The sequence below is a fragment of the Devosia sp. 1566 genome, assembly GCF_004005995.1.
Lineage (GTDB): Bacteria > Pseudomonadota > Alphaproteobacteria > Rhizobiales > Devosiaceae > Devosia.
On the sequence record NZ_CP034767.1, the window covers coordinates 1,968,387 to 1,989,400 of the forward strand.

Below are 21,014 nucleotides of genomic sequence, written 5' to 3' on the forward strand. Positions count from 1 at the left end.
AACCCGGATGGCTCGCAACAAAGAGGTCATCGAGCCGCCGTGGTTTCGGTAAGGTGTCCCTGGCTCATGGTCAGCACCCGGTCGGCGCGCGCCGCGAGTTTGGGATCATGGGTGACCAGCACCACGGCGGTTTGATTCTTGCGGGCGAGACCGAACATCAGCTCGATCACCACTTCGCCGGTCTTCTCGTCAAGATTGCCAGTGGGCTCATCGGCCAGCAACAGGGGCGGATTGGCGATCATAGCGCGAGCAAGGCCAACGCGCTGCTGTTCGCCCCCCGAAAGTGCGGACGGCCGATGATCCGCCCGCCCGCCCAAGCCAACCGCTTCAAGCGCCTCAGCGGCGCGACGGCGCACCTCTGGCAGGGCCAGTTCAGGCGCGGCGATTTCCAGCGCCAGTCCGACATTCTCGATCGCGGTCAGCGATGGAATAAGATGGAAGCTCTGGAATACGATACCCAGGGAGCCCCTGCGGAACCGGGCAAGCTCGTCCTCGCCCATCGTGCCAAGGTCGGTGCCGCGCACCAGGATCTTGCCTGAAGTTGCCCGGTCCAGCCCCGCCAGCAGCATCAGCAGCGAAGTCTTGCCGCTGCCTGACGCGCCGACAATGGCGACCACCTCGGCGGGCCGGACCACCAGGTTAACATCGTGCAAAATGCTGAGCGGCCGGGACGCGACATTGAGCGTGTAACCAACGTCATGCCCCTCGATGACGTTTTGGTCCTGTCGGGCCAGGGCATTGCTCCCCATCTCATTCATTGATTCAATCCAACTCTGGCCATCACGAGGCCAGGCCAGACTGCCACGGATCTGTTCCGAGGAACAGAGCCGCAGCGTCGCGTCACCTGTCTGTCTTGAACTAGCGGTTGAAGGGGACCTGGGCGGTAAGCACCTCGCCCGAATTGTTGAATTCGACCTCGAAGTCCACCCTCACCTGATCATTCTTCAAGATGATCGTAGCGCCGATTCGCACGTCGCTGCCGCCGCGATCCTTCTGCTGCTCACGCAGGTTGAAGGTGATGTCGCTGCCCCGCTGCTGGCCAACAGCCGTGCCGGTAAAGCCGGCATTGGAGCTCATCGCCGCTTCGTAGCGGTCGGCCTGCCCGTTATAGGCGATGGTGCCGCTCACCGACAGCGTCGAGCGCGCCAGATTGCAGCGGCCCGAATAGTTGATCTTGCCGGCATTGCCTCTGGTGATGTTCAGCCGGCAGCGCAGCGCCTCGGGCTCGTCCCCGCCCACCAAAGCACCGTTGCCGCGCCAGTCACCCGTGTAGGATGCAAGCAGTGCCATGTTGGATTCGGCCGCGCTGGCCGGCGCGAGCATGGAGCCAATTTGCAACAAAGCGGCCAGGGCTGCGGTCACTACGTATTTTTTCATCGTCCAGATCATCTCTCAAAGGAACGCATGCAAACGCATGGTTTCGCGCTCGGATGCACTATGCCTATCAATTCATAAGATAAGCAATGAAACAGCGTTAAGGGTTCCCCCGCAGGTACACGAATCCGACACCGCGACAACGCGCCCCACCCTTGAAGCCGCTGTGGCGCCCTCCAGCAACAATGCCAATTTTGCCCCTAGGCCCCCAAGGCAGGCGGGTTGGCCGCCGGCTGCGCCCTGCCCTGTGATTCCTCTTTGGCATAGGGCCAGGCCGTGGGGTCGATATCGAGATCGCTGAAATTTTCGGGCCGGAATACTGGACGCTCGACCCCTTGCTTTAGCTGGGCGCGGAAGTCGTTGAGAATGCGCAGCGCCACCGGGAACAGCATCATGATTGCCATGAGATTGACCAGAGCCAGGACCCCCATCAACGGGTCCGAAAAAAAGAACACGGCCGTGGCCGCCGGTGCCGAGGCGCCCAGAAACACGACAAGAACAATGCCAACCCGAAGAGCGTGCAGTGCCGCATCGTTCCCCGTGATCACCTTGAGGGCGGTTTCACCCAGATAGTAATTGTAGATGATCGAGCTGAACGCAAACAGCAGGATCGCAAAGGTCAGCAGATATTGCGACCATCCACCCAGCTGACTGACGAGCGACTGCTGCGTCAGCACCACCCCGTCCACTCCCTCGACGCCGGGCACATAAACCGGGCTCAGCAGAATGATGAAGGCGGTGCAGGAACAAACGATGATGGTGTCGATGAACACCGAAAAGGACTGCGTGATCCCCTGGCTGATCGGGTGCCTGACATCCGCGGTTGCCGCGACATTGGGCGCCGAACCGAGGCCCGCCTCGTTGGAAAACAAGCCCCGACGCAGCCCCTGCGCCAGCGCCGCGCCGACGCCACCACCCACAACCTCCTCCAAGCCGAAGGCATTGGCAAAGATCGACCACAGCACCCCCGGCAGCGCCGTGATGTTGAGGGCGATCACCAATAGGGCCATCCCGATATAGGCAACGGCCATGATCGGGATGATCACATCGGCGACCTTGGCGATGCGGCGAATGCCGCCATAAACGATAAGCCCGGTCACCACGGCGAGGAAGGCGCCGGTCCAGATCCGGTCGATGCCAAGGCTGTCATTGGCCGCGCCGGCAAAGGTATTGCCCTGGAATGCATTGAACCCGAGCCCAAACGCCGCCAGGAGGCAAACGGCATACACCACTGCCAACCACCGGTACTGCGCCCCCAGCCCATGAATGATGTAAGCGGCCGGGCCACCCCGATAGGTGCCATCGCCATTGGCGCGCTTATAGAGCTGCGCCAGTGAGGATTCGACGAGACTCGTCGCCATTCCCAGCAGGGCCACGGCCCACATCCAGAATACCGCCCCCGGGCCGCCCAGTGTGATCGCCACCGCCACCCCGGCAATATTTCCGCCGCCGACCCGGCCGCCCACCGAAACCAGCAGGGCTTCCCGCGCACTGATCGCATTAGGATCCCCGCTCTGGTTCTTGGACGACAGCACCCGGAACATGCGCCCGAAATACTCGATCTGCACAAACCCGCTCATGACGGTGATGAAGCCGCCAAAGATGATGAGGATGGGGATCAGCGACCACCCCCAGGTGAACTCTTCGATGAGACTGAACAGCTGATTGAGAAGGTCCACGATTCCTATCCTCCACTGGGTTGGTCGAGGTGCTGGCCTTCAGCCCAGGTCCAAGCTGGGCAAACGGGTGAGACCCTAAGGTTTACGCGCGGCGGGCGGAAACGAAGCCGAAACCGGCGCAAGTTTGTCCAACCATGGTTTCCGCTTCCATTCGTGCACCGGTTGGGAATGGTGCCAACCGGCTCGGCAGGCCGGCCCCTTATTTCTCCCCGCGCCGAAAACCTCAGGCACAATCCCCCTTGCTCCCGCACAAGCTGCGCCGTCGCAACGAACGGTGGGCAGAGGATATCGGATGAGTTTGGGGAAACATCGACACGTCGCCGGCTCTCTCGCGCTACAGGGGTGCGCGCGCAACACCGCCGTGCTAGGCCACAGCCGCTTGTGAACCCGACACTGGAACCGCCATGCTGACCATCACCCGCCTCGATATCACCGACGCCCACACCATCCTCGCCGGCGCCCGCGCCAAGGCTGAATCGATCGGCGTGCCGATGTGCATTGCCGTTACCGATGAAAGCGGCAATCTGATCGCCTTTGAGCGAATGGATGGCGGCAAGATCACCAGCATCACCATTGCCATCGATAAATCCTTCACCGCCTCGGCGGCCAAGAAGGCGACGCACGAATATGGCGCGGCCAGCCAGCCCGGCGCTCCCGCCTATGGCATCGGTTCAGCTATCGGTGGCCGCTTGATGGTGGTCGGCGGTGGCCTGCCCGTCCTCGTTGATGGCGCTGTGGTGGGCGGCATTGGCGTCAGCTCCGGCACCCCCGCGCAGGACACCGAGGTCGCCCAGGCCGGCATCGACCACTTCACCGCCTCGCTGCAATAACTAACGCTTCGGGGCGGCTGCTTGCGGCCGCCCTCCTCGTTCAGCCCGCGATAGTGTGCCGGCGCAACTGACTTGGTGTCATGCCATAGGCCTTGCGGAAATGCTCATAGAACTGGGTTTGGCTGCTGAAGCCGGATTGAAAGGCGACATTGGCCACCGATAGACTGCCCGCGAACAACAGCGAGCGGGCGCGGATCAGGCGCATGCGGATGACAAATTTCTGCACCGAGATGTGCATCACCTTGCTGAAGAGATTGGTCGCATAGTTCGGGTGCAGCCCTACCACCTCGGCAATATCTTCGGCGCTGAGCGGATCGGTGATATTTTCAACGATGTGGCGCACCATGCGGACCACATAGCGCACCGGCGAGCCGGTTCGCGTCCGGGTGCCTGATGCCTCGACCCAGGCTGGCAGCAACGTTTCCCAACCCGTGATCGCTGCGCGGCGGAACATGGTGCCGATTTCCGACCGCACAATATCGCTGCGCAGCGCGTTGCCGCTCCGATAATCCTGGTGCCAGCGCTCAAGGGTTTCGAGCCCGATGCAATCGGGCAGCAGCTGAATGACACCGCCCCCCATCAAGGTTTCCGTCAAACGCCCGAGTCGCGGCATTTCCAGGAAAGTATCCATTGGCAGGTAGATGTTGAGTTGCCGCCCTCTGAGCGCGGCTGCACTCAAACCAATCGTGCGGTGGGGAATACCCGCCCAGAACGCTGCCAGTCGTCCCGCACCCAAGGTCACGGGCCCGCCGTCGAACTGGTACTCCATGGTGCCGTTGGTCAGCCAGTTGAACTCGATATGCCCATGGCTATGCGGTTGCGCCATCAGCTGCGGGGCGAACGAGCGGATGCCGAAGCGGCCAAAGGCCTTGCCAGAGGAGTAGAAATTTCGATCCGGCCGAGGCGTCGGACGCGGCGCGCGTTCGCGCGCCACCACAGTTCCGATCCCGTCTACCTCAGCCATCTTATCCATGGATATCTTAGAAACCCGGAATAGGTCTCTATCATTCCGGATTGCATGGACGCTGGCAAGGCGTACCATTTCAGCCCGAGGGTAGGATTGAAACCGGAAGGGAGTGTCCGGCTTCGGCAATCAAAGCCGACCTACTGCTCTGGGAGGTTTCGATGAGAACACACGCAAGGGCCCTTGGCGGGGCCGGATTGCTGCTGGGCGTTTCGGTGCTGGCAGCGCAGGCTCAAACTGTTGCACCCACAACGCCGCCCGAGCCACCAAAGTTCGATGCTCAGCAGGTCCCCACCTTTGTCGGCATCAAGGACATTCTCGAATTCCGGGCCTTGCCCGAATACCATGAGCCCGACTTCGTCAAGGACTTCGTAGACGCCGGCAAGCTGCCGCCGGTGGCCGAGCGTCTGCCCAAGGAGCCGCTGGTCTACAAAACCGCCAACATGCCCGATGGTGTAGGGGTCTATGGCGATGTGATCCGCCATGTCGTGGGCGGCCGACCCGAGGGCTGGAACTACAGCGCCGGCCAGACGCAGGGCTGGGGCGGCATTGATATCGCTCTGTCGGAATGCCTCACTCGGACCGGCCCGCTGTTCCAGGTCCGGGCTGAAGAACTCGAGCCCTTGCCGAACCTCGCGAAAAGCTGGGAATGGTCCGAAAACGGACACGAGCTGACCATGCACCTTATCGAAGGGGCGAAATGGTCCGACGGCGACCCCTTCGATGCGGAAGACATCATGTTCTACTGGAACGACGTTTTGGCGGACCCCCAGGTCACCCCGCTCAACGGCGCTTCGCCCGAAACCTTTGGCGTCGGCACCACACTGGAGAAAGTGGACGACTACACGGTCAAATGGACCTTCAAGGCCGAGCGCCCCACGCAATATCTCTACTCCATGGCTTACGGCAATTTCTGCCCCGGCCCGAGCCACATTCTGAAGGCCGAACATCCCGCCCACAAGGACGGCCCCACCTATAACGAGTTCGAAAATGCCTTCCCGCCCGAATATCTCAACATGCCTACGATGGGCGGCTGGGTGCCGGTGGAATATCGCGCGGACGACATCATCGTCCTGCGCCGCAACCCTTACTACTGGAAGGTCGACGAGAACGGCAATCAGCTGCCCTATCTCGATGAGATGCAGTATCGCCTGTCCACCTGGGCCGATCGCGACGTTCAGGCCGTGGCCGGTTCGGGCGACCTTTCCAATCTCGAGCAGCCCGAAAGCTTTGTGGAAGCGCTGCGCCGCTCCGCCGAGGAAACCGCGCCCGCCCGCCTAGCTTTCGGTGCCCGCACCATCTCCTATTCGATTTATCCCAACCTCTCGGGCAATGGCTGGGGCGAACCAGATGCCCGCAGCCAGGCCGTCCGCGAGCTCAATCGCAATCTCGACTTCCGCAAGGCCGTCACCTATGCGCTGGATCGCTCGGCGTTGGGCGAAGCGCTGGTCAAGGGCCCCTTCACCTCGCCTTATCCGGGCGGGCTGATGGTGCCGACCAGCTATTACGACAAGGACTCCACAGTCTACTATCCGTACTCGCTGGAAGACGCCAAGGCGCTGCTGGAAAAGATTGGGCTCGCCGACACCGACGGCAATGGCTTTGTCAACTTCCCCGCCGATGTGCTGGGCGGTGCCGATGTCGAGATCACCATGCTCTCGACGGTCGACTACCAGACCGACAAGAGCCTAGCCGAAGGCGTCATCGCCCAGATGGAACGGCTGGGACTCCGCGTCATCTCGATGGCGCAGGCCGGCAATCAGCGCGACGCCAATGAACCAGCCGGCAAGTTCGACTGGACCCTGCGCCGCAACGAGTCCGAGCTGATCACGGTGGTGCAGAACACCCAGGATCTGGCGCCGACGGGCCCCCAGATCAGCACCGGTCACCGCGCCGGGCCCGACGGAACGCTCGACCTCCTGCCGTTCGAACAGGAGATGGTCGACACCATCAACGCCTTTGTCGGGACGGCCGATCCGGCCGAGCGCATCGAGCTGATGAAGACCTATCAGCGCCTTTACACCGAGAACGTGTTTGGCATTGGCCTGACCCAGTATCCGGGTGCGCTGATCATCAACAAGCGCTTCGCCAATGTGCCGGCGGGCACCCCCATCCTCCAGTTCAACTGGGCCGAGGACGGGCTGATCCGCGAGCGTCTCTATGTGCCGGCAGACCGGCAGTCGGACGCCCAGCTGCATCCCGACACGCTTCCGGGTGCACCTGGCCAGGGCAATGGCCCCATCACCAGCAACTAAGCTGGTCGCATAGGCGAGGGGCTTGGGCCCCTCGTCATCCCCGGACCAAAGAATAAAGGCGGCCCAGATGATCCGTTTCCTCTTGTCGCGTATCCTGTCGGCCATCCCGATCCTGCTCCTCTTGAGCATCGTGACTTTCGCCATCATCCAGGCGCCGCCCGGCGACTATGGTGACTATATCCGCTCCATGGCCATGAATCAGGGTGGTGCATCCTTTGAGGCCGCCAATGCCCAGGCCGAAGCGTATCGGGCCGCCAATGGCCTGAACGACCCCCTCCACATCCAATATTTCCGCTGGCTCTACGGCATCCTGACCCGTTTCGATTTCGGCCATTCGCTCTACTTCAACAAGCCCGTGGGCGCGGTTGTCGCCGAGCGCCTGCCCGCCACCATCCTTCTGGCCCTGACCTGCCACATCCTCGCATCGGTGATCGGCATCAGCCTCGGCATCGTGGCCGCGACCCGTCAGTATTCCTGGATCGACACCCTTTTCGGCTTCATCTCGTTTCTCGGCATGACGATCCCGCGTTTCCTGCTGGCGATCATCATTCTCTACCTCCTCGTCTTCCGCATGGGCGTGCAGGATGTCGGCAACTTCTTCTCGCCGCGTTATGGCGGTGCACCCTGGAGCTGGGACAAGTTCGTCGACTTGATCAAGCATGTCTGGCCGGTGATCGCGATCGCGACTTTTGGCGGCCTCGCCTACAATATGCGAGTAATGCGGGCCAATCTCTTGGACGTGCTCAACGCCCAATATGTGGAAACCGCACGCGCCAAGGGCCTCAGCCACGGCGCCGTGGTGATGAAGCATGCAGTCCCCAATGCCCTCCATCCCCTCGTTGCTTATCAGGGCGTGGTGCTGCCCTATATGCTGACCGGCGAGATCGAAGTCGCCATCGTCTTCGGGCTCGCGACCGTGGGCCCCGCCATCACCGGCTCGATGGCCGTGGGCGATGTCTGGGTCACCGCCACCTTCATGCTGGTGCTGGCCACCACGCTGATCATCGGCAACATCATCTCCGACATGCTGCTGGCCCTGCTTGATCCGCGCATCCGGCTGGGAGGCGCCTGATGGAACGCGAACTCGTGGCCCAATCCATCCCCCTGCCCGCCCAGCCCGGCACCGCTGCGCCAACCCCCGCCACCGAAGCTGTGGCCGACGGCGGCGCGATTCCCCAGCGTTACGCCAAGAGTGAGAGCTATCGCAGCCTCGTATGGCGGCGCTTCCGCCGTTCGGTCATGGGCATGATCGGGCTCGTCCTCGTCGTACTGCTGCTGCTGGTGGCGGTGTTTGCCGATTTCTTTGCGCCGCTCGATCCAAAGCAGGCCAATATCGGTTTCGCCCCGCCCGATACGCTCAGCTTCATGCGTGCCGATGGCAGCTTCTCGCTGCTACCGGTCGTTTATCAGCTGAGCGAAGGCGAAGAGCTCGACCCCATCACCTTCCAGCCCATCATCGGGCCCGACTACGACAATCCCATCGAGCTCGGCTTTTTCGTCAAGGGCTATCCCTACCATCTGCTTTGGGTCATCCCCGCCGATATCCACTTCTTTGGCGCCACCGATCCAACGCGGACCGTCCACCTGCTCGGCACCGACAAGTTCGGCCGCGACATCCTCTCGCGCGGCATTGTCGGCTCGCGCATTTCGCTCACCATCGCTCTTGTCGTCACTGCCCTGACGACGGTGATCGGCACGCTGGTCGGCATCACCTCGGGCTATCTTGGCGGGCGGTTTGATAGCTGGACGCAAAAGTTCGTCGAGTTCGTCCTCGCCTTCCCCCAGCTGCCACTCTACCTCGCGCTCACCTCGCTCATCCCCATTACCGCCCCGTCCAATGTGTTCATCGCCTTCGTCATCGGCGTCATGGCCGTGCTGGGTTGGGCGCAACTGAGCCGCGAAGTGCGCTCCAAGACGCTCTCCCTCGCGCGGATTGATTATGTGCGGGCCGCCATCGCGGTCGGCGCCGGCGACGGGCGGATCATCACCCGCCATATCCTGCCCAACGTGCTCAGCCACGTCATCGTCGCCGTGACCCTTTCGGTGCCGACCGTGGTGCTGCTCGAAAGCTTCCTTGGCTTCCTCGGCTTTGCGGTCAAGCCGCCCCTGATCTCCTGGGGCCTCATGCTGCAGGACACCGGCTCATTTTCGGTCATCGGCTCCTATCCATGGATCCTGTCGCCCGTGATCTTCGTGCTGATCACCGTTTTTGCCTTCAACGCGCTGGGCGATGGCCTGCGCGATGCCGTCGACCCCTATTGAGAGCCAAGCCATGACCAACACCACTCAAGGGCCTGTCTCCCTCACCCGCCACGACCATGGCAACCATGAGCGCGAACTGATCCTCGATGCGCGCAATATCGGGGTCGATTTCAAGGTCGAAGGCGGCGTCGTCCATGCGGTCAAGGATGTATCCTTCCAGCTCCACAAGGGCGAAACCATCGCCCTTGTCGGGGAGTCCGGCTCGGGCAAATCGGTCACCGCCCGCACCTTGATGAAGCTCTTGACCAAGCGGGCGACCATCCTGCCCGCAACCCGCATTACCCTGGCGGGCAAGGATGTGGTCGCCATGAGCGAGCACGCCATGCGCAAGCTGCGCGGCAACGACGTCGCCATGATCTTTCAGGAGCCGATGAGCTCGCTCAATCCGGTTTATACGATCGGCCAGCAGCTGTGCGAGGTGCTGCACTTGCACAACTGGATATCCCGGGCCGAGGCGATGCAGCGCGCCGAAAAGCTGCTCGAGGAAGTGCAGATCCCCGAGCCGCGCGCGCGCCTCAACAACTATCCGCACCAGCTTTCTGGCGGACAGCGCCAGCGCGTGATGATCGCCATGGCGCTCGCCAACCGGCCCGAGGTGCTCATCGCCGATGAGCCCACGACCGCCCTTGATGTGACGGTGCAGGCGCAGATCCTTAACCTGCTCAAGGACCTCAAGGACAAGTACGGCATGGCGGTGATCCTGATCACCCATGACCTGACCGTGGTCCGCCAGTTCAGCGACTATGTCTATGTGATGCAGAACGGCCGGGTGCAGGAGCACAACACCACCGAAGCGCTGTTCGCCGATCCGCAGCACCCCTATACCCGGCACCTCCTCGCCTCCGAGCCCAAGGGCACCGCCCTGCCCCTTGCCGAAGGCCGCCAGACGCTGCTCGAGGGCCGCGACGTCAAGGTCAGCTTCACGCTCAAGCGTGGCGGCTTCTTCAAGCCCGATTTCTTCGAGCTCAAGGCCGTCGACAACCTCGACATCCGCCTCGCCCGCCACGAAACCCTGGGCATCGTTGGAGAATCGGGTTCAGGCAAAACCACTTTCGGACAGGCCTTGATCCGGCTCATCAACAACCAGGGCGGCGAGATCTACTTTGACGGCCAGCCCATCCACGACAAGGACCGTACCGCCATGCGGCCGCTGCGCAGCCGCATGCAGATCGTCTTCCAGGACCCGTTCGCCAGCCTCAATCCGCGCATGTCGATCCGGCAGATCATCGAGGAAGGGCTGATCGTCAACAAGATCGGCGCCAATGGCGCCGAGCGGCTCGATCGCGTGCGCCAGGCGCTGCAGGATGCGGGCATGCCCGATGGCATTCTCAACCGCTTCCCCCACGAGTTCTCGGGCGGCCAGCGCCAGCGCATCGCCATCGCCCGCGCCATCGCGCTCGAGCCCGAGTTCATCCTCCTCGACGAGCCGACCTCGGCGCTTGACCTATCGGTGCAGGCCCAGATCATCGACCTCCTCCGCAAACTGCAGGACGAAAAGGGCCTCTCCTATCTCTTCATCAGCCACGACCTCAAAGTCGTGCGGGCCCTCTGCCACCGCGTCCTGGTCATGCAGCATGGCAAGATCATTGAGCAAGGCCCCGTCGCCGAAGTTCTTTCCAATCCTCAAACCGAATACACGGCCCGCCTGTTGCGCGCCGCGTTCGACATTGCCGCCTAGGAGCATTCAGTTATGGCAAATCCCAAGATCACCTTTATCGGCGCGGGCTCATCGGTGTTCATGAAGAACATCGTGGGCGATATTCTCCAGCGCCCCGCCCTTGCCGGCGCCACCATCCGGCTGATGGACATCAATCCCACGCGCCTCACCGAAAGCGAGATCATCGCCAGCAAGCTGATCGCGACCCTTGGCGTGCCCGCAACCGTCGAGACCTATTCCAACCAGCGCCAGGCGCTTGATGGCACCAATTTCGTGGTGGTCTGCTTCCAAATCGGCGGCTACGAACCCTCCACCGTCATCGATTTCGACGTGCCCAAGAAGTACAATCTGCGCCAGACCATCGCCGACACGCTCGGGGTCGGCGGCATCATGCGCGGCCTGCGTACCGTGCCCCATCTCTGGAGCATCTGCGAGGACATGCTGCAGGTCGCGCCCGACGCGGTGATGCTTCAATACGTCAACCCCATGGCCATCAACACCTGGGCCATCGCCGAGAAATACCCGGCCATCAAGCAGGTCGGCTTGTGCCATTCCGTACAAGGCACCGCCATGGAACTGGCCCACGACCTCGACATCCCCTACGAGGAAATCCGCTACCGCTCGGCCGGCATCAACCACATGGCCTTCTTCCTCAACTTCGAGCACCGCCTGCCCGACGGCTCCTACCAGGACCTTTATCCCGCGCTGCTCAAAGCCTATGCCGAAGGCCGTGCGCCCAAGCCCAGCAGCTGGAACCCGCGCCAGAACAACAAGGTGCGCTATGAGATGCTGACCCGGCTCGGCTATTTCGTCACCGAAAGCAGCGAGCACTTTGCCGAATACACCCCCTATTTCATCAAAGAGGGCCGCGAGGACCTGATCGAGAAGTTCGGTGTGCCGCTCGATGAATATCCCAAGCGCTGCATCGAGCAGATCGCGCGCTGGAAGAAGACCTCGGAGGATTACAAGAAGGCCGACCGCATCGAGGTCAAGCCGTCCAAGGAATATGCTTCCTCCATCGTCAACTCGGTTTGGACCGGCGAGCCTTCGGTGATCTACGGCAATCTGCGCAACAATGGCGTCATCACCAACCTGCCCAACAATGCGGCGGTAGAAGTGCCGTGCCTCGTCGACGACAATGGCCTGCAGCCCACCTATATCGGCGATCTGCCCCCGCAGCTCACCGCGCTCATCCGCACCAACATCAACGTGCAGGAGCTGACCGTCGCCGCCCTGATGACCGAAAACCGCGAGCACATCTACCATGCGGCCATGATGGATCCCCACACCGCGGCCGAGCTCGACCTCGACCAGATCTGGAACCTCGTCGATGATCTGACCGAAGCTCATGGCGACATGCTGCCCCAATGGGCCCGCGGCCCTCGCAAGCAGCGCGTGGCCTAGCCGCGCGCGTTCCAAGCTCCCAAGCAAAAACGGGGCGCCCCAGGCGCCCCGTTTTCTTGTCTTCGGCTATTTCTGCCTAGTGGTGTCCACCCACCACTTCACGCAGCTCTTCCACTGAGCGCACCTGCTTGCGCGCCGCGCCATTCCAGTCTCGCGTCTTGACCGTGGACTTCGCCGCCCGCTCGGCCGCCGCCGGCACCGCATCGGCATATTGCGGCAGCCACCGCGCCTGGGCCACAACCATCTCGTCGACCATGGCCCAGACTTCGTCGGGCGTGCAGATTGCGCCCACCAGCGGGTCGTGCAGCACCGCCAGCTTGAGCGTATCGATATTCCCGGTCATCGCCGCTTCCACCGACAAGCGCTGCACCGAAATCGACACTGAACAGGTCGCCGCGCAGGCCGTTGGCAGCGTGATGCCCTCGATCATGTTGATGCCGAACCGATCGACATAGCCGGGGCTCTCGATGATCGCGTCGGCCGGCAGATTGGTGATGATGCCATTGTTGCGCCGGTTGAAGTGCCCGCGATAAGCGCGGCCGGTTTCTTTGGCCTCGATGATATAGCTGGCATGTTCGCTGGTGCGCTTGTGCTCGGATAGGGGCTTGTTGGCCTGCTCCTTGAACATCGGGAAGTCCGTTTCAAACCAGTTCCGGCGCTCGGTGGAATAGCGCAGATAGCCGCCGGTTTCCCCGTGAATCCAGTCGCTCATGTCGATCCAGCGGCCGATCTCCTCGGGGCGCTTGCGATACCAGGGCAGGTATTCGCTCAGATGCCCGTTGCTCTCGGTGGAATACACCCCGAAGCGCTTGAGCACGTCGATGCGCACCTTTTCCTGCTTGGAATACACCGGATGCGCCTCGAACCCGGCGATCAGCTCATCCGCCTCGATCTTGCGCCCCTTGGCACGGATGTCGATGTACCAGGTCTGGTGATTGATGCCCGAGCAGACATAGTCGAGCTCGTCGTCGCGCACCCCCAGCACCTTAGCGATCTGGTGCGCCCCATGCTGCACGCCGTGGCAGAGCCCCACCACGTCGACGCCGCCGTACAGATCTGCCGCCCAGGTGTTCATTGCCATCGGGTTGGCATAGTTGAGGAACAGCGCGCCGGGCTCGGCCACTTCCCGGATGTCCTTGCAGAAGTCAAGGATCACCGGGATGTTGCGCTGCCCGTAAAGAATGCCGCCGGCGCAAATCGTATCGCCGACGCACTGATCCACCCCGTATTTGAGCGGAATGGAGATATCGGTCGAAAAGGCCTCGAGCCCGCCCACGCGCACGCAGCTCATCACATAGCGCGCACCGCTGATCGCTTCGCGACGATCGGTTGTGGCCGTGACCTTAGCGGGCATCCGGTTGACCGCAACGATCGTCTCGATCACCTGCCTGACCATGTCGAGATTGTGCGGGTTGATGTCAGTGAGCGCGAACTCGCAATCCACGAATTCAGGCACCTTGAGCAGGTCCGAGATCAAGGTCTTGGTAAAGCCGATCGAGCCGGCCCCGATAACGGTGACTTTAAACGACAAACTGGTTCTCCCCACGCCTGTTGCGGCAATTGCCTTGGTCCTAGTGCTAGCCTCGGCTGCCGCGCCGATGCTAGAGAAAGGTTGTGCCGAACAGGGTAATTTTGTGCTCACCGACCTCGTCTCTCACGGCTTTGACATCCGCCTGCTGCGCCTGCCGAAGAGCTCGGTGCCATTGCATTGCATGGCCGTCAGCGCAGGCTATGAACAGCGGCGCAACGAGGTGTATTCCTGGGACGGTTTACAGCGTGGCACCGCGCCGTTCCTCGTCATTCAGCACACGCTTGTGGGCGAAGGCCGGCTCGATTTTGCCGGCGTGCAGCACCGGCTGGTGCCGGGGCAAACCATGGTTCTGTCCATGCCCCATGCCCACCGCTATTGGCTCGAGCGCGGCGGCCACTGGGAGTATTTCTGGATGGTGCTCAACGGGCGCGAGGCGCTGCGTCTCGTGCGGCAGGTGATCGATGCCCGCGGCCCCGTCGTCACCCTCCCCGACATCATCATCGATCGCCTGGCCGGCGCCTGCCTCGCCTTGATGGCCCAGCCCGACCTCACCCCCGGCGAAGCCTCGAGCGCCGCCTATGCCGGCCTTGCCGCTCTTCATGACGGCGTCTTTGGCGCCAGCGCGGCACCGGAGGAAACCCTGCCGCTGGCGCTGGCGCGGGTCGTCGCTTATGTGGAAACCCATCTCGCCGACCCGCTCAATGTCGGGCGCCTCGCGGCTATCGCCGAAATGAGCCGCAGCCATTTCGTGCGCCAGTTCAGCGCTGTCGTCGGCATCGCCCCGGCCGACTTCGTGCTGCAGCGGCGCCTCGAGCGCATCGAGCGGCTGCTGCTTGCCACCGATATGAGCGTGGTCAGCATTGCCCGGGCCCATGGCTTTGCCGATGCCAATTACCTGGCCAAAGTGTTCCGCAAGAAGCGCGGGGTCTCGCCCCTGCAGTATCGCGCCGACGGCCGGGCCGCGGCCGGCACCTAGCTCCGCAGCGCTCGCCCGGTTTCATCGAACAGATGCAGCGAGCCTGGCGGCACGGCCATGTGGATGGGCTGGTTGGGTGCAAGCTCGGGCGCCCCCTCGAGCTTTATGGTGATGAGGTCCCCACTGGGCAGCTCGACATAAGCCAGCGCATATTCACCGAACTGCTCGATCAGCGACAGAGTGCCACTGAGGTCCGCGTCTCCGGCACTCGCCAGCGCCAGATGCTCGGGCCGGATTCCGATGGTGCGGATATTGGCTTGGCCTTCGAGCCGCTGCCGCAGCCGCGGCGAGCTGGCCAGCAAAGCATTGGCGCCGTCCTTGAGGTCGATGAAGTTCATGCGCTGGTTGGCAATAAAGCCGGCCACGAAGGTGTTGACCGGATTGCGATAGAGCTCAAGCGGCGTGCCTACCTGCTCGATCCGCCCGGCATTGAGCACGACGATCCGATCAGCCAGCGTCATCGCCTCGACCTGGTCGTGGGTGACGTAGATCATCGTGGCATCGAGCGCCCCATGGAGCTTGGCGATCTCGATGCGGGTCTGGGCCCGCAACGAGGCGTCGAGATTGGAGAGCGGTTCGTCAAAGAGGAACACCTGCGGCGCCCGCACAATCGCCCGGCCGATCGCCACGCGCTGGCGCTGCCCGCCCGACAGGGCCTTGGGCATGCGGTCGAGATAGGTCTCGATCTGGAGAATGCGCGCGGCCTCACGTACGCGCCGATCCATTTCCTCCTTGGGCGTCTTGGCCAGCCGCAGTCCGAAGGCCATGTTGTCATAGACATTCATATGCGGATAAAGCGCGTAGCTCTGGAACACCATGGCGATGCCGCGCTGGGGCGAGGGAACGTTGTTGACCACCCTGCCCCCAATCGAAATTTCCCCGCCCGAGATCGGCTCGAGCCCGGCGATCATGCGCAGAAGCGTAGACTTGCCGCAGCCGGAGGGCCCGACAAACACCACGAACTCTCCCGAACCGATCTCGAGGTCAACGCCGTGGATGACCTCGACAGCGCCATAGGACTTGCGGATGCCACGCAGGGAAACCTCGGCCATTTTCCTCTCCAATGTCTGGTTGGCCGCCCCTCAGCGAGAGGAGGAGCGGCACGGCTTGGTTCAGGTCTCGATCAAAAGAGTTGCGACTTCGAAGGGGCGTAGCGAGAGGCTCACGCTGCTGCCGTTCACTTCAAGCGGGGTGACATCGCCTTCCTCCATCAGATTGACCATCCGCACCGATTTCACCGCCACCCCGAAGGTGATCTTGGCCTCGGCGCGCATATTGGCGTGCTCGAACACCCGCAGCACGATGGCATCAGATTTTTCCGCCTTCTTGACCGTTTCGAGCGTGACATTGGCCTGGTCTACAGTGGCAAAGCTGAAGCTGTTCAGCGACCCTGCAGCGGCTGCCGCCGGCGTGAGGTCGCCCACCACCGCCACCGGATTGTTGAAGCGCTCGGCCGCCCGATGCACATCCGCCAGATCGGCGACGCCATCATGGATGAACAGCGCATAGCGTAGCCGGTGCTCGCCCAGATCCGCCCCGGGATCGGGGAAGGTCGAACCGCGCACTAGCGTCAGCCGGACCGATTGCTCAAGGCAATCATAGGCATATTTGCAGTCATTGAGCAGCGCGACGCCCCAGTCGGCTTCGCTCAAGTCCACCCAACGATGCATGGAGGCCTCGAACCGCGCCTTGTCCCAAGAGGTGTTGCGGTGGGTCGGCCGCTTGACATGGCCAAACTGGATTTCCGAGCGGATCTCCGAGGTGTTGAGATCGAACGGGAATTGCGCCTTGAGAACGGTCTGGCGTTCCTGCCAGTCGATGAAGGTATCGAACTCGATCTGGCGCGCCCCGGCCGCAAGCGAGATCACCTGTATCACCCTGGACGCTTGATATTGCCGCTCCACCCGGATGGCGGCGCGGTGCGGCCCGGTTTCCACCACGCTGATCGTGCAGGGGTCATCGGCGAGCGGCCAGAACTGTTCCTCGAAATAGCGGTCTATGTCCCAGGCGTCCCATTCCATGGGCTTGTCTTCATAAGCAATGAGCCGATTGGCCGATTGCCCCGGTGCCAGCGCTTCCCGGTTGCGCGTCTTGTCGAAGACCGAGGTGATTTCGCCTCGTCTGTCGAAGCTTACGCGCAGCACTTCGTTTTCGAGATGGGTTTCAGAGACTGAGACGGCCGAACTGGTGTCCGCCGCCCCGCCCCCGACCAGTTGGGCATCCGCCCAGCCCAGTGACGGCAGCGCTGCCGCCGGAGCAATCGCTTCGCTGCTGCCATCGGCGCGGGTGATGGCCTGCACCGGGTGCGCGCCACCCGCCGTGGCCAGCGCCAGTCCGTCGAGCCCCGCGCCGGAGCCCAGATTGACGAGGCCCGAGCGCGTTTGTCCGGTGAAGTTGAATAACCGCAGCTGCCCGGCACCGCCGCCCCCCAGCGCATTGGCCGCGGCGTGCCACGGGCCGTTGCGCGAGCCAAGCGTGGAAAAGATCTGGCCGTATTCATTGTCGCTGTCGACATAGACCTCGGGAATCGACGTCCCCGGCAGGATGTCGTGGAACTGGTTGATCAGCACCAGTTCCCAGAACTCGGCGAGCGTTTCCGCCGGATAGGCAGCGCCGGTGTGCAGCATGGCCATGGCACCGAGGAATTCCAGCTCGCGCAGCATGCGCTCGGCGCGGCGGTTATTGGCCTTGTTCTTGGCGACCGAGGTCAGCGTGCCGCGGTGATATTGCAGGTAAAGCTCGCCATTCCAGGTCGGAAAGCGGGAGCCAACCGCGTCCATGCGCTGCCCCAGTCGCTCGAGAAACGGCACGATGCCTTCGAGCTTGACCCTAGGTGCGCCGGGAATACCGCGCTGCAGGCGAATACCGCGTTCGATCATCGCCCGGGTGGGGCCGCCCCCGCCATCGCCATAGCCATAGGACATCACGACTTCATTGTGGACCGCCTTGGGCTCATAGCGCTTCCAGGCGCCCATGGTCTCGCTGACCGACAAATCGCCATTATAGGTGGTGTAGATCGCCTCGGACTCAAAGCGCTGCGCCGTGATCAGCTGCGCCTTGGTCACCGTCCCGTCGATCCCGCGCCAGAAAAAGCTATCATAGGGGTGCCGGTCGGTGTCGTTCCAGCTGAGCTTGGAGGTGACGAAATATTTCAGCCCCGACTTGTCCATGATCTGGGGCAGGTTCGCCGAATAGCCGAAGGTGTCGGGCAGCCAGACGGTCTTCGGGTCGACGCCGAAATGGTCGAGGTGAAAACGGCGCCCGCGCATGATCTGGCGCACCAGGCTTTCGCCCGAAACGATGTTGACGTCGGGCTCCACCCACATGGCGCCTTCGATCTCGAACTGTCCCGATTTCACCTTGGCGAGCATCCGCTCCCACAGCTCGGGATAATCGCGCTTGAGGAAGTCGAAGAGCACCGACTGGTTATACATGAAGACGAATTCAGGATATTCCTCCATCAGGTTGAGCACCGTCGCGAAGGACCGCCCCGTCTTGTCGCGGGTGTGCATGACGCGCCACAGCCAGCCCACATCGAGATGGGTCGAGCCCACCGCCGTGATCTGCGGCTGCACTTCGGTATCGACGATATCGTAGATCTCGGCCGCGATCTTTTCCGCATCACCCAGGGATGCCGCAAAGGCTTCTGTGTGCGCGCCGCGACGGTCCAGCACCCTTAGGGCCCGGTCCACGGTCGCGAGGATCGCGTGACGGCGTGGATCGGACTGCGGCAGCCGGATGGCGACGTCGAGCGGCGTTTGCAGGTCGTAGTAGAGCTTTTCGGCGCGCTCGTTGCGCAGGAAGAACTCCACGCCAAGGCCCACCAGCGGCCGATCGAAAAAAGTGAAGGCATTGACGAGGAGCGTGTGTACGCTGCCTCGCCGCGCGTTACGCTCGATCACCAACTCGGTGTGGTTGCCATCGAGCGCCTGGGCAATCCTGCCATCGAGATAGGCGAGGCATTGCGGATCGGTGGAACCGGGCCGGCTCTGCCATTGCGAGGTGAAGGCAAGCACGAGCGTTTGCCCCGCCGCCGCCTCGGGTACGACCACTTCGGCAGCAAACCAGGTGTGGCCCTGCTTTTTTGCCCAGACCGAGCGCGGCCCGAACGGCTCCCAGGCCCGCCAGTCTGCAGTGAACGCCTGCTCAGCGGCCATGTCGGCATGCTGCACATGCCACTGAAACGGCGCGTCGGGGATCGGGGTCAGGATCTTTTGCTGCAGGTCGGCGCACAGCCGCAGCAGCTTACCCTCCATCTTGAGATCATCGTCGCCCAGGCCGAGCTTTGATGCGAGGGGATTGGAATAGGTCATCCTTTAACTCCGACACCGGCGAACCCTGTGTTCATGTTCCGCCGCAACAGGAAATACACGCCGACCGCCGGCGCCGCGTAGATGATGGAAAAGGCCGTGAGGAACCCGTAATTGATTGCCCCCTGCTGGCCGAACGCCGCATACAGCCCGACCGACATGGGGAAGGCGTCCTGCACGCGGGCAAAGATCAGGGGCAGCAAGAACTCGTTCCAGGCGCCCGTGAAGCTATAGAACCACACCACCGCGATCCCGGCCCTCGACATGGGCAGGACGACCTTGCTGACGATCTGCAACAGCGAGGCGCCTTCGACATAGGCGGCCTCCTCAAGCTCGATGGGTACGGTGTCAAAGAAGTTCTTGAGCAGCAGCAGCGTGAACGGCAGGTTGAGGATGGTCAGCGCGATGATCACCCCGAGCTGGTTGAGCAGCCCGCTCCGCTGCGCCGCAAAATAGAGCGGCACCAGCACGCCAGCCGAAGGCAGCATACGCAGCAGCACCAAGGTCCACAAAAAGGCATTCCGCCCCGGAATGCGCAGCCGCGACAGCGGGTAAGCCGCGGCGATGCCGACCAGCACGCTCAGCGTAGCCGTCCCGGCGGCGATCAGCATCGAATTCAGGAACTGCTTGCCCGCATTGCCGCTGACCGCCTGGGCAAAGTTCTCGAGCCCCACGGAGCGGGGTATTTCGAGCTGGCCCGTCGACAGTGGGTTGAAAGCATTGAGTACGAGCCAGGAAAATGGGCTGACCCAGATCACCGCCACAAAGGCCAGGGCGATCGCGGTCAGGCGGGACTGGGCGAGGTTGCCTTCCATCACTTCGGCTCCCGCAACAGCCGCAGATAGAACAGCGACAGCACACCCACGATCACCAGCATTGCCACGGAAATGGCGCTGCCAAAGCCCAGATTACCGCGCGAAAAACTCTGGTTGTAAAGGAAGATCGCCAGCGTCTGGGTTTGTGTGCCCGGCCCGCCCCCGGTCATGGCGAAGATCAGCGGGAAGTAAGTGAAGGTCCAGATGGTGATGAACAGCATATTGGTGGCGATATGGGGCCGGATGATCGGCAGCATGACGAGCCAGATACGCTGGAACGGCGTGGCCCCATCGACCTTGGCTGCCTCCACCACTTCGCGCGACACCGAATCCAGCGCGGCCGAAAACAGCAGGTAGGACCACGCCGTGCCCTTCCAGATATTGGCGATGATCACCACGGGCAGCGCATACTGATTGATGAAGTTGACCGGTGGGAAGCCCAGCGGCACGATGATGAGCTGGTTGATGAGCCCGGTCTGCGAAGTCGTGGCCGACCACAGGAATGCCGCGACGATATCGGGCAAAAGCCAGCCCAGCATGATGCAGGCTTCCACCACGCTGCGCAGCGTCGAGCGTGAGCCGCGTAAGCTGGCCGCCAGCAGAAAGCCGAGGACGGACTGGCCAACAATGGCGGAAAAAAACACGAAGATCACCGTGGTCCAGAGCGACTCCAGAAACCCCCGGCGCGTGAACAGGCGCTCATAATTTTCCCAACCGACCCAACTCCATTCCACGGCCTTGCGGCCCACCAGAGCGAGGTCGGTAAAACTGAAGGCAAACGCCCAGGCGGTGAAATACAGCAGCGCCCCGATCAGGACCGCAGCTGGCAGCAGTCCCAGGGCCAGGACAAAGAGATTGCTGGTGAGCCAGGGATTGGCCTGGTTTTTCATGGATGGGTTCTCACTCGCTGGTCGAGTGTTCCAATGGCCGCGGCAAGCCTTCCCGGCCGGCGACACC

At 62.5% G+C, this 21,014-nt stretch carries 16 protein-coding genes; 7 read left to right on the top strand and 9 right to left on the bottom strand.

The genetic code is table 11. The annotated features are described in order from the left end of the window. Positions 1-26: 26 nt before the first annotated feature. The 3 genes from ELX51_RS09595 to ELX51_RS09605 form a co-directional block, all read right to left on the bottom strand. Positions 27-758 carry an ABC transporter ATP-binding protein gene (locus ELX51_RS09595; RefSeq protein WP_206524719.1) on the bottom strand — a complete coding sequence of 244 codons (732 nt, stop codon included), beginning with the start codon at positions 756-758 and terminating at the stop codon, positions 27-29. Positions 759-858: 100 nt separating this feature from the next. Continuing rightward, the gene (locus ELX51_RS09600) at positions 859-1,377 is read right to left on the bottom strand and encodes a hypothetical protein (protein WP_127753304.1); all 519 of its coding nucleotides are present in this window, start codon (positions 1,375-1,377) and stop codon (positions 859-861) included. A 197-nt stretch (positions 1,378-1,574) separates the two neighbouring features. Further along, positions 1,575-3,053: an alanine/glycine:cation symporter family protein gene (locus tag ELX51_RS09605; RefSeq protein ID WP_127753305.1), complete on the bottom strand. Its 1,479-nt coding sequence runs from the start codon at positions 3,051-3,053 to the stop codon at positions 1,575-1,577. 404 nt (positions 3,054-3,457) lie between these two features. Between ELX51_RS09605 and ELX51_RS09610 the strand changes: the two genes are divergently transcribed. Next, positions 3,458-3,883: a heme-binding protein gene (locus ELX51_RS09610; RefSeq protein WP_127753306.1), complete on the top strand. Its 426-nt coding sequence runs from the start codon at positions 3,458-3,460 to the stop codon at positions 3,881-3,883. Between the two features lie 40 nt (positions 3,884-3,923). On the opposite strand, the gene ELX51_RS09615 is transcribed toward ELX51_RS09610, so the two are convergent. Beyond that, positions 3,924-4,925 carry a helix-turn-helix domain-containing protein gene (locus ELX51_RS09615; protein WP_127753307.1) on the bottom strand — a complete coding sequence of 334 codons (1,002 nt, stop codon included), beginning with the start codon at positions 4,923-4,925 and terminating at the stop codon, positions 3,924-3,926. An 83-nt stretch (positions 4,926-5,008) separates the two neighbouring features. On the opposite strand from ELX51_RS09615, the gene ELX51_RS09620 reads away from it, so the two are divergent. The 5 genes from ELX51_RS09620 (at position 5,009) to ELX51_RS09640 (ending at position 12,425) form a co-directional block, all read left to right on the top strand. Continuing rightward, a complete protein-coding gene (locus tag ELX51_RS09620) occupies positions 5,009-7,102 on the top strand; it encodes an ABC transporter substrate-binding protein (protein WP_127753308.1) in 2,094 nt (697 codons plus the stop codon). Positions 7,103-7,169: 67 nt separating this feature from the next. Then, the gene (locus tag ELX51_RS09625; protein WP_127753309.1) at positions 7,170-8,174 is read left to right on the top strand and encodes an ABC transporter permease; all 1,005 of its coding nucleotides are present in this window, start codon (positions 7,170-7,172) and stop codon (positions 8,172-8,174) included. After that, positions 8,174-9,364, top strand: coding sequence for an ABC transporter permease (locus ELX51_RS09630; protein ID WP_127753310.1), 1,191 nt, complete (start codon positions 8,174-8,176; stop codon positions 9,362-9,364). The genes ELX51_RS09625 and ELX51_RS09630 overlap by 1 nt, the downstream gene beginning before the upstream one ends. Before the next feature lie 10 nt (positions 9,365-9,374). Beyond that, a complete protein-coding gene (locus tag ELX51_RS09635) occupies positions 9,375-11,042 on the top strand; it encodes an ABC transporter ATP-binding protein (RefSeq protein ID WP_127753311.1) in 1,668 nt (555 codons plus the stop codon). Positions 11,043-11,054: 12 nt separating this feature from the next. Beyond that, positions 11,055-12,425: an alpha-glucosidase/alpha-galactosidase gene (locus ELX51_RS09640; protein WP_127753312.1), complete on the top strand. Its 1,371-nt coding sequence runs from the start codon at positions 11,055-11,057 to the stop codon at positions 12,423-12,425. Between the two features lie 76 nt (positions 12,426-12,501). Here the strand turns inward: ELX51_RS09640 and ELX51_RS09645 are convergent, their stop codons facing one another. After that, the gene (locus ELX51_RS09645) at positions 12,502-13,956 is read right to left on the bottom strand and encodes an alpha-glucosidase/alpha-galactosidase (protein WP_127753313.1); all 1,455 of its coding nucleotides are present in this window, start codon (positions 13,954-13,956) and stop codon (positions 12,502-12,504) included. A gap of 103 nt (positions 13,957-14,059) precedes the next feature. On the opposite strand from ELX51_RS09645, the gene ELX51_RS09650 reads away from it, so the two are divergent. Further along, entirely contained in the window at positions 14,060-14,932 is an 873-nt protein-coding gene (locus tag ELX51_RS09650; RefSeq protein WP_164854825.1) for an AraC family transcriptional regulator, read from the top strand. Here the strand turns inward: ELX51_RS09650 and ugpC are convergent. From ugpC to ELX51_RS09670, 4 genes are read right to left on the bottom strand one after another with little or no spacing between them, the layout of a single operon-like run. Next, entirely contained in the window at positions 14,929-15,984 is a 1,056-nt protein-coding gene (gene ugpC / locus ELX51_RS09655; RefSeq protein WP_127753315.1) for a sn-glycerol-3-phosphate ABC transporter ATP-binding protein UgpC, read from the bottom strand. The two genes, ELX51_RS09650 and ugpC, sit on opposite strands and share 4 nt — an antisense overlap. Positions 15,985-16,044: 60 nt before the next feature. Next, the gene (locus tag ELX51_RS09660) at positions 16,045-19,245 is read right to left on the bottom strand and encodes a glycoside hydrolase family 38 C-terminal domain-containing protein (protein WP_127753316.1); all 3,201 of its coding nucleotides are present in this window, start codon (positions 19,243-19,245) and stop codon (positions 16,045-16,047) included. Continuing rightward, positions 19,242-20,057 (bottom strand): carbohydrate ABC transporter permease, encoded by an 816-nt coding sequence (locus ELX51_RS09665; protein ID WP_127753317.1) that lies wholly within the window; start codon positions 20,055-20,057, stop codon positions 19,242-19,244. The genes ELX51_RS09660 and ELX51_RS09665 overlap by 4 nt, the downstream gene beginning before the upstream one ends. Then, the gene (locus tag ELX51_RS09670) at positions 20,057-20,947 is read right to left on the bottom strand and encodes a sugar ABC transporter permease (RefSeq protein ID WP_127753318.1); all 891 of its coding nucleotides are present in this window, start codon (positions 20,945-20,947) and stop codon (positions 20,057-20,059) included. Before ELX51_RS09670 ends, ELX51_RS09665 begins: the two co-directional genes overlap by 1 nt. Positions 20,948-21,014: the final 67 nt, after the last annotated feature.

Bases quoted from the DNA above. Each gene is read 5' to 3' on its own strand.
- ELX51_RS09595 (WP_206524719.1), bottom strand. From the start codon at position 758: ATGAATGAGATGGGGAGCAATGCCCTGGCCCGACAGGACCAAAACGTC.
- ELX51_RS09600 (WP_127753304.1), bottom strand. From the start codon at position 1,377: ATGAAAAAATACGTAGTGACCGCAGCCCTGGCCGCTTTGTTGCAAATT.
- ELX51_RS09610 (WP_127753306.1), top strand. From the start codon at position 3,458: ATGCTGACCATCACCCGCCTCGATATCACCGACGCCCACACCATCCTC.
- ELX51_RS09615 (WP_127753307.1), bottom strand. From the start codon at position 4,925: ATGGTACGCCTTGCCAGCGTCCATGCAATCCGGAATGATAGAGACCTA.
- ELX51_RS09620 (WP_127753308.1), top strand. From the start codon at position 5,009: ATGAGAACACACGCAAGGGCCCTTGGCGGGGCCGGATTGCTGCTGGGC.
- ELX51_RS09625 (WP_127753309.1), top strand. From the start codon at position 7,170: ATGATCCGTTTCCTCTTGTCGCGTATCCTGTCGGCCATCCCGATCCTG.
- ELX51_RS09630 (WP_127753310.1), top strand. From the start codon at position 8,174: ATGGAACGCGAACTCGTGGCCCAATCCATCCCCCTGCCCGCCCAGCCC.
- ELX51_RS09635 (WP_127753311.1), top strand. From the start codon at position 9,375: ATGACCAACACCACTCAAGGGCCTGTCTCCCTCACCCGCCACGACCAT.
- ELX51_RS09640 (WP_127753312.1), top strand. From the start codon at position 11,055: ATGGCAAATCCCAAGATCACCTTTATCGGCGCGGGCTCATCGGTGTTC.
- ugpC (WP_127753315.1), bottom strand. From the start codon at position 15,984: ATGGCCGAGGTTTCCCTGCGTGGCATCCGCAAGTCCTATGGCGCTGTC.
- ELX51_RS09660 (WP_127753316.1), bottom strand. From the start codon at position 19,245: ATGACCTATTCCAATCCCCTCGCATCAAAGCTCGGCCTGGGCGACGAT.
- ELX51_RS09665 (WP_127753317.1), bottom strand. From the start codon at position 20,057: ATGGAAGGCAACCTCGCCCAGTCCCGCCTGACCGCGATCGCCCTGGCC.
- ELX51_RS09670 (WP_127753318.1), bottom strand. From the start codon at position 20,947: ATGAAAAACCAGGCCAATCCCTGGCTCACCAGCAATCTCTTTGTCCTG.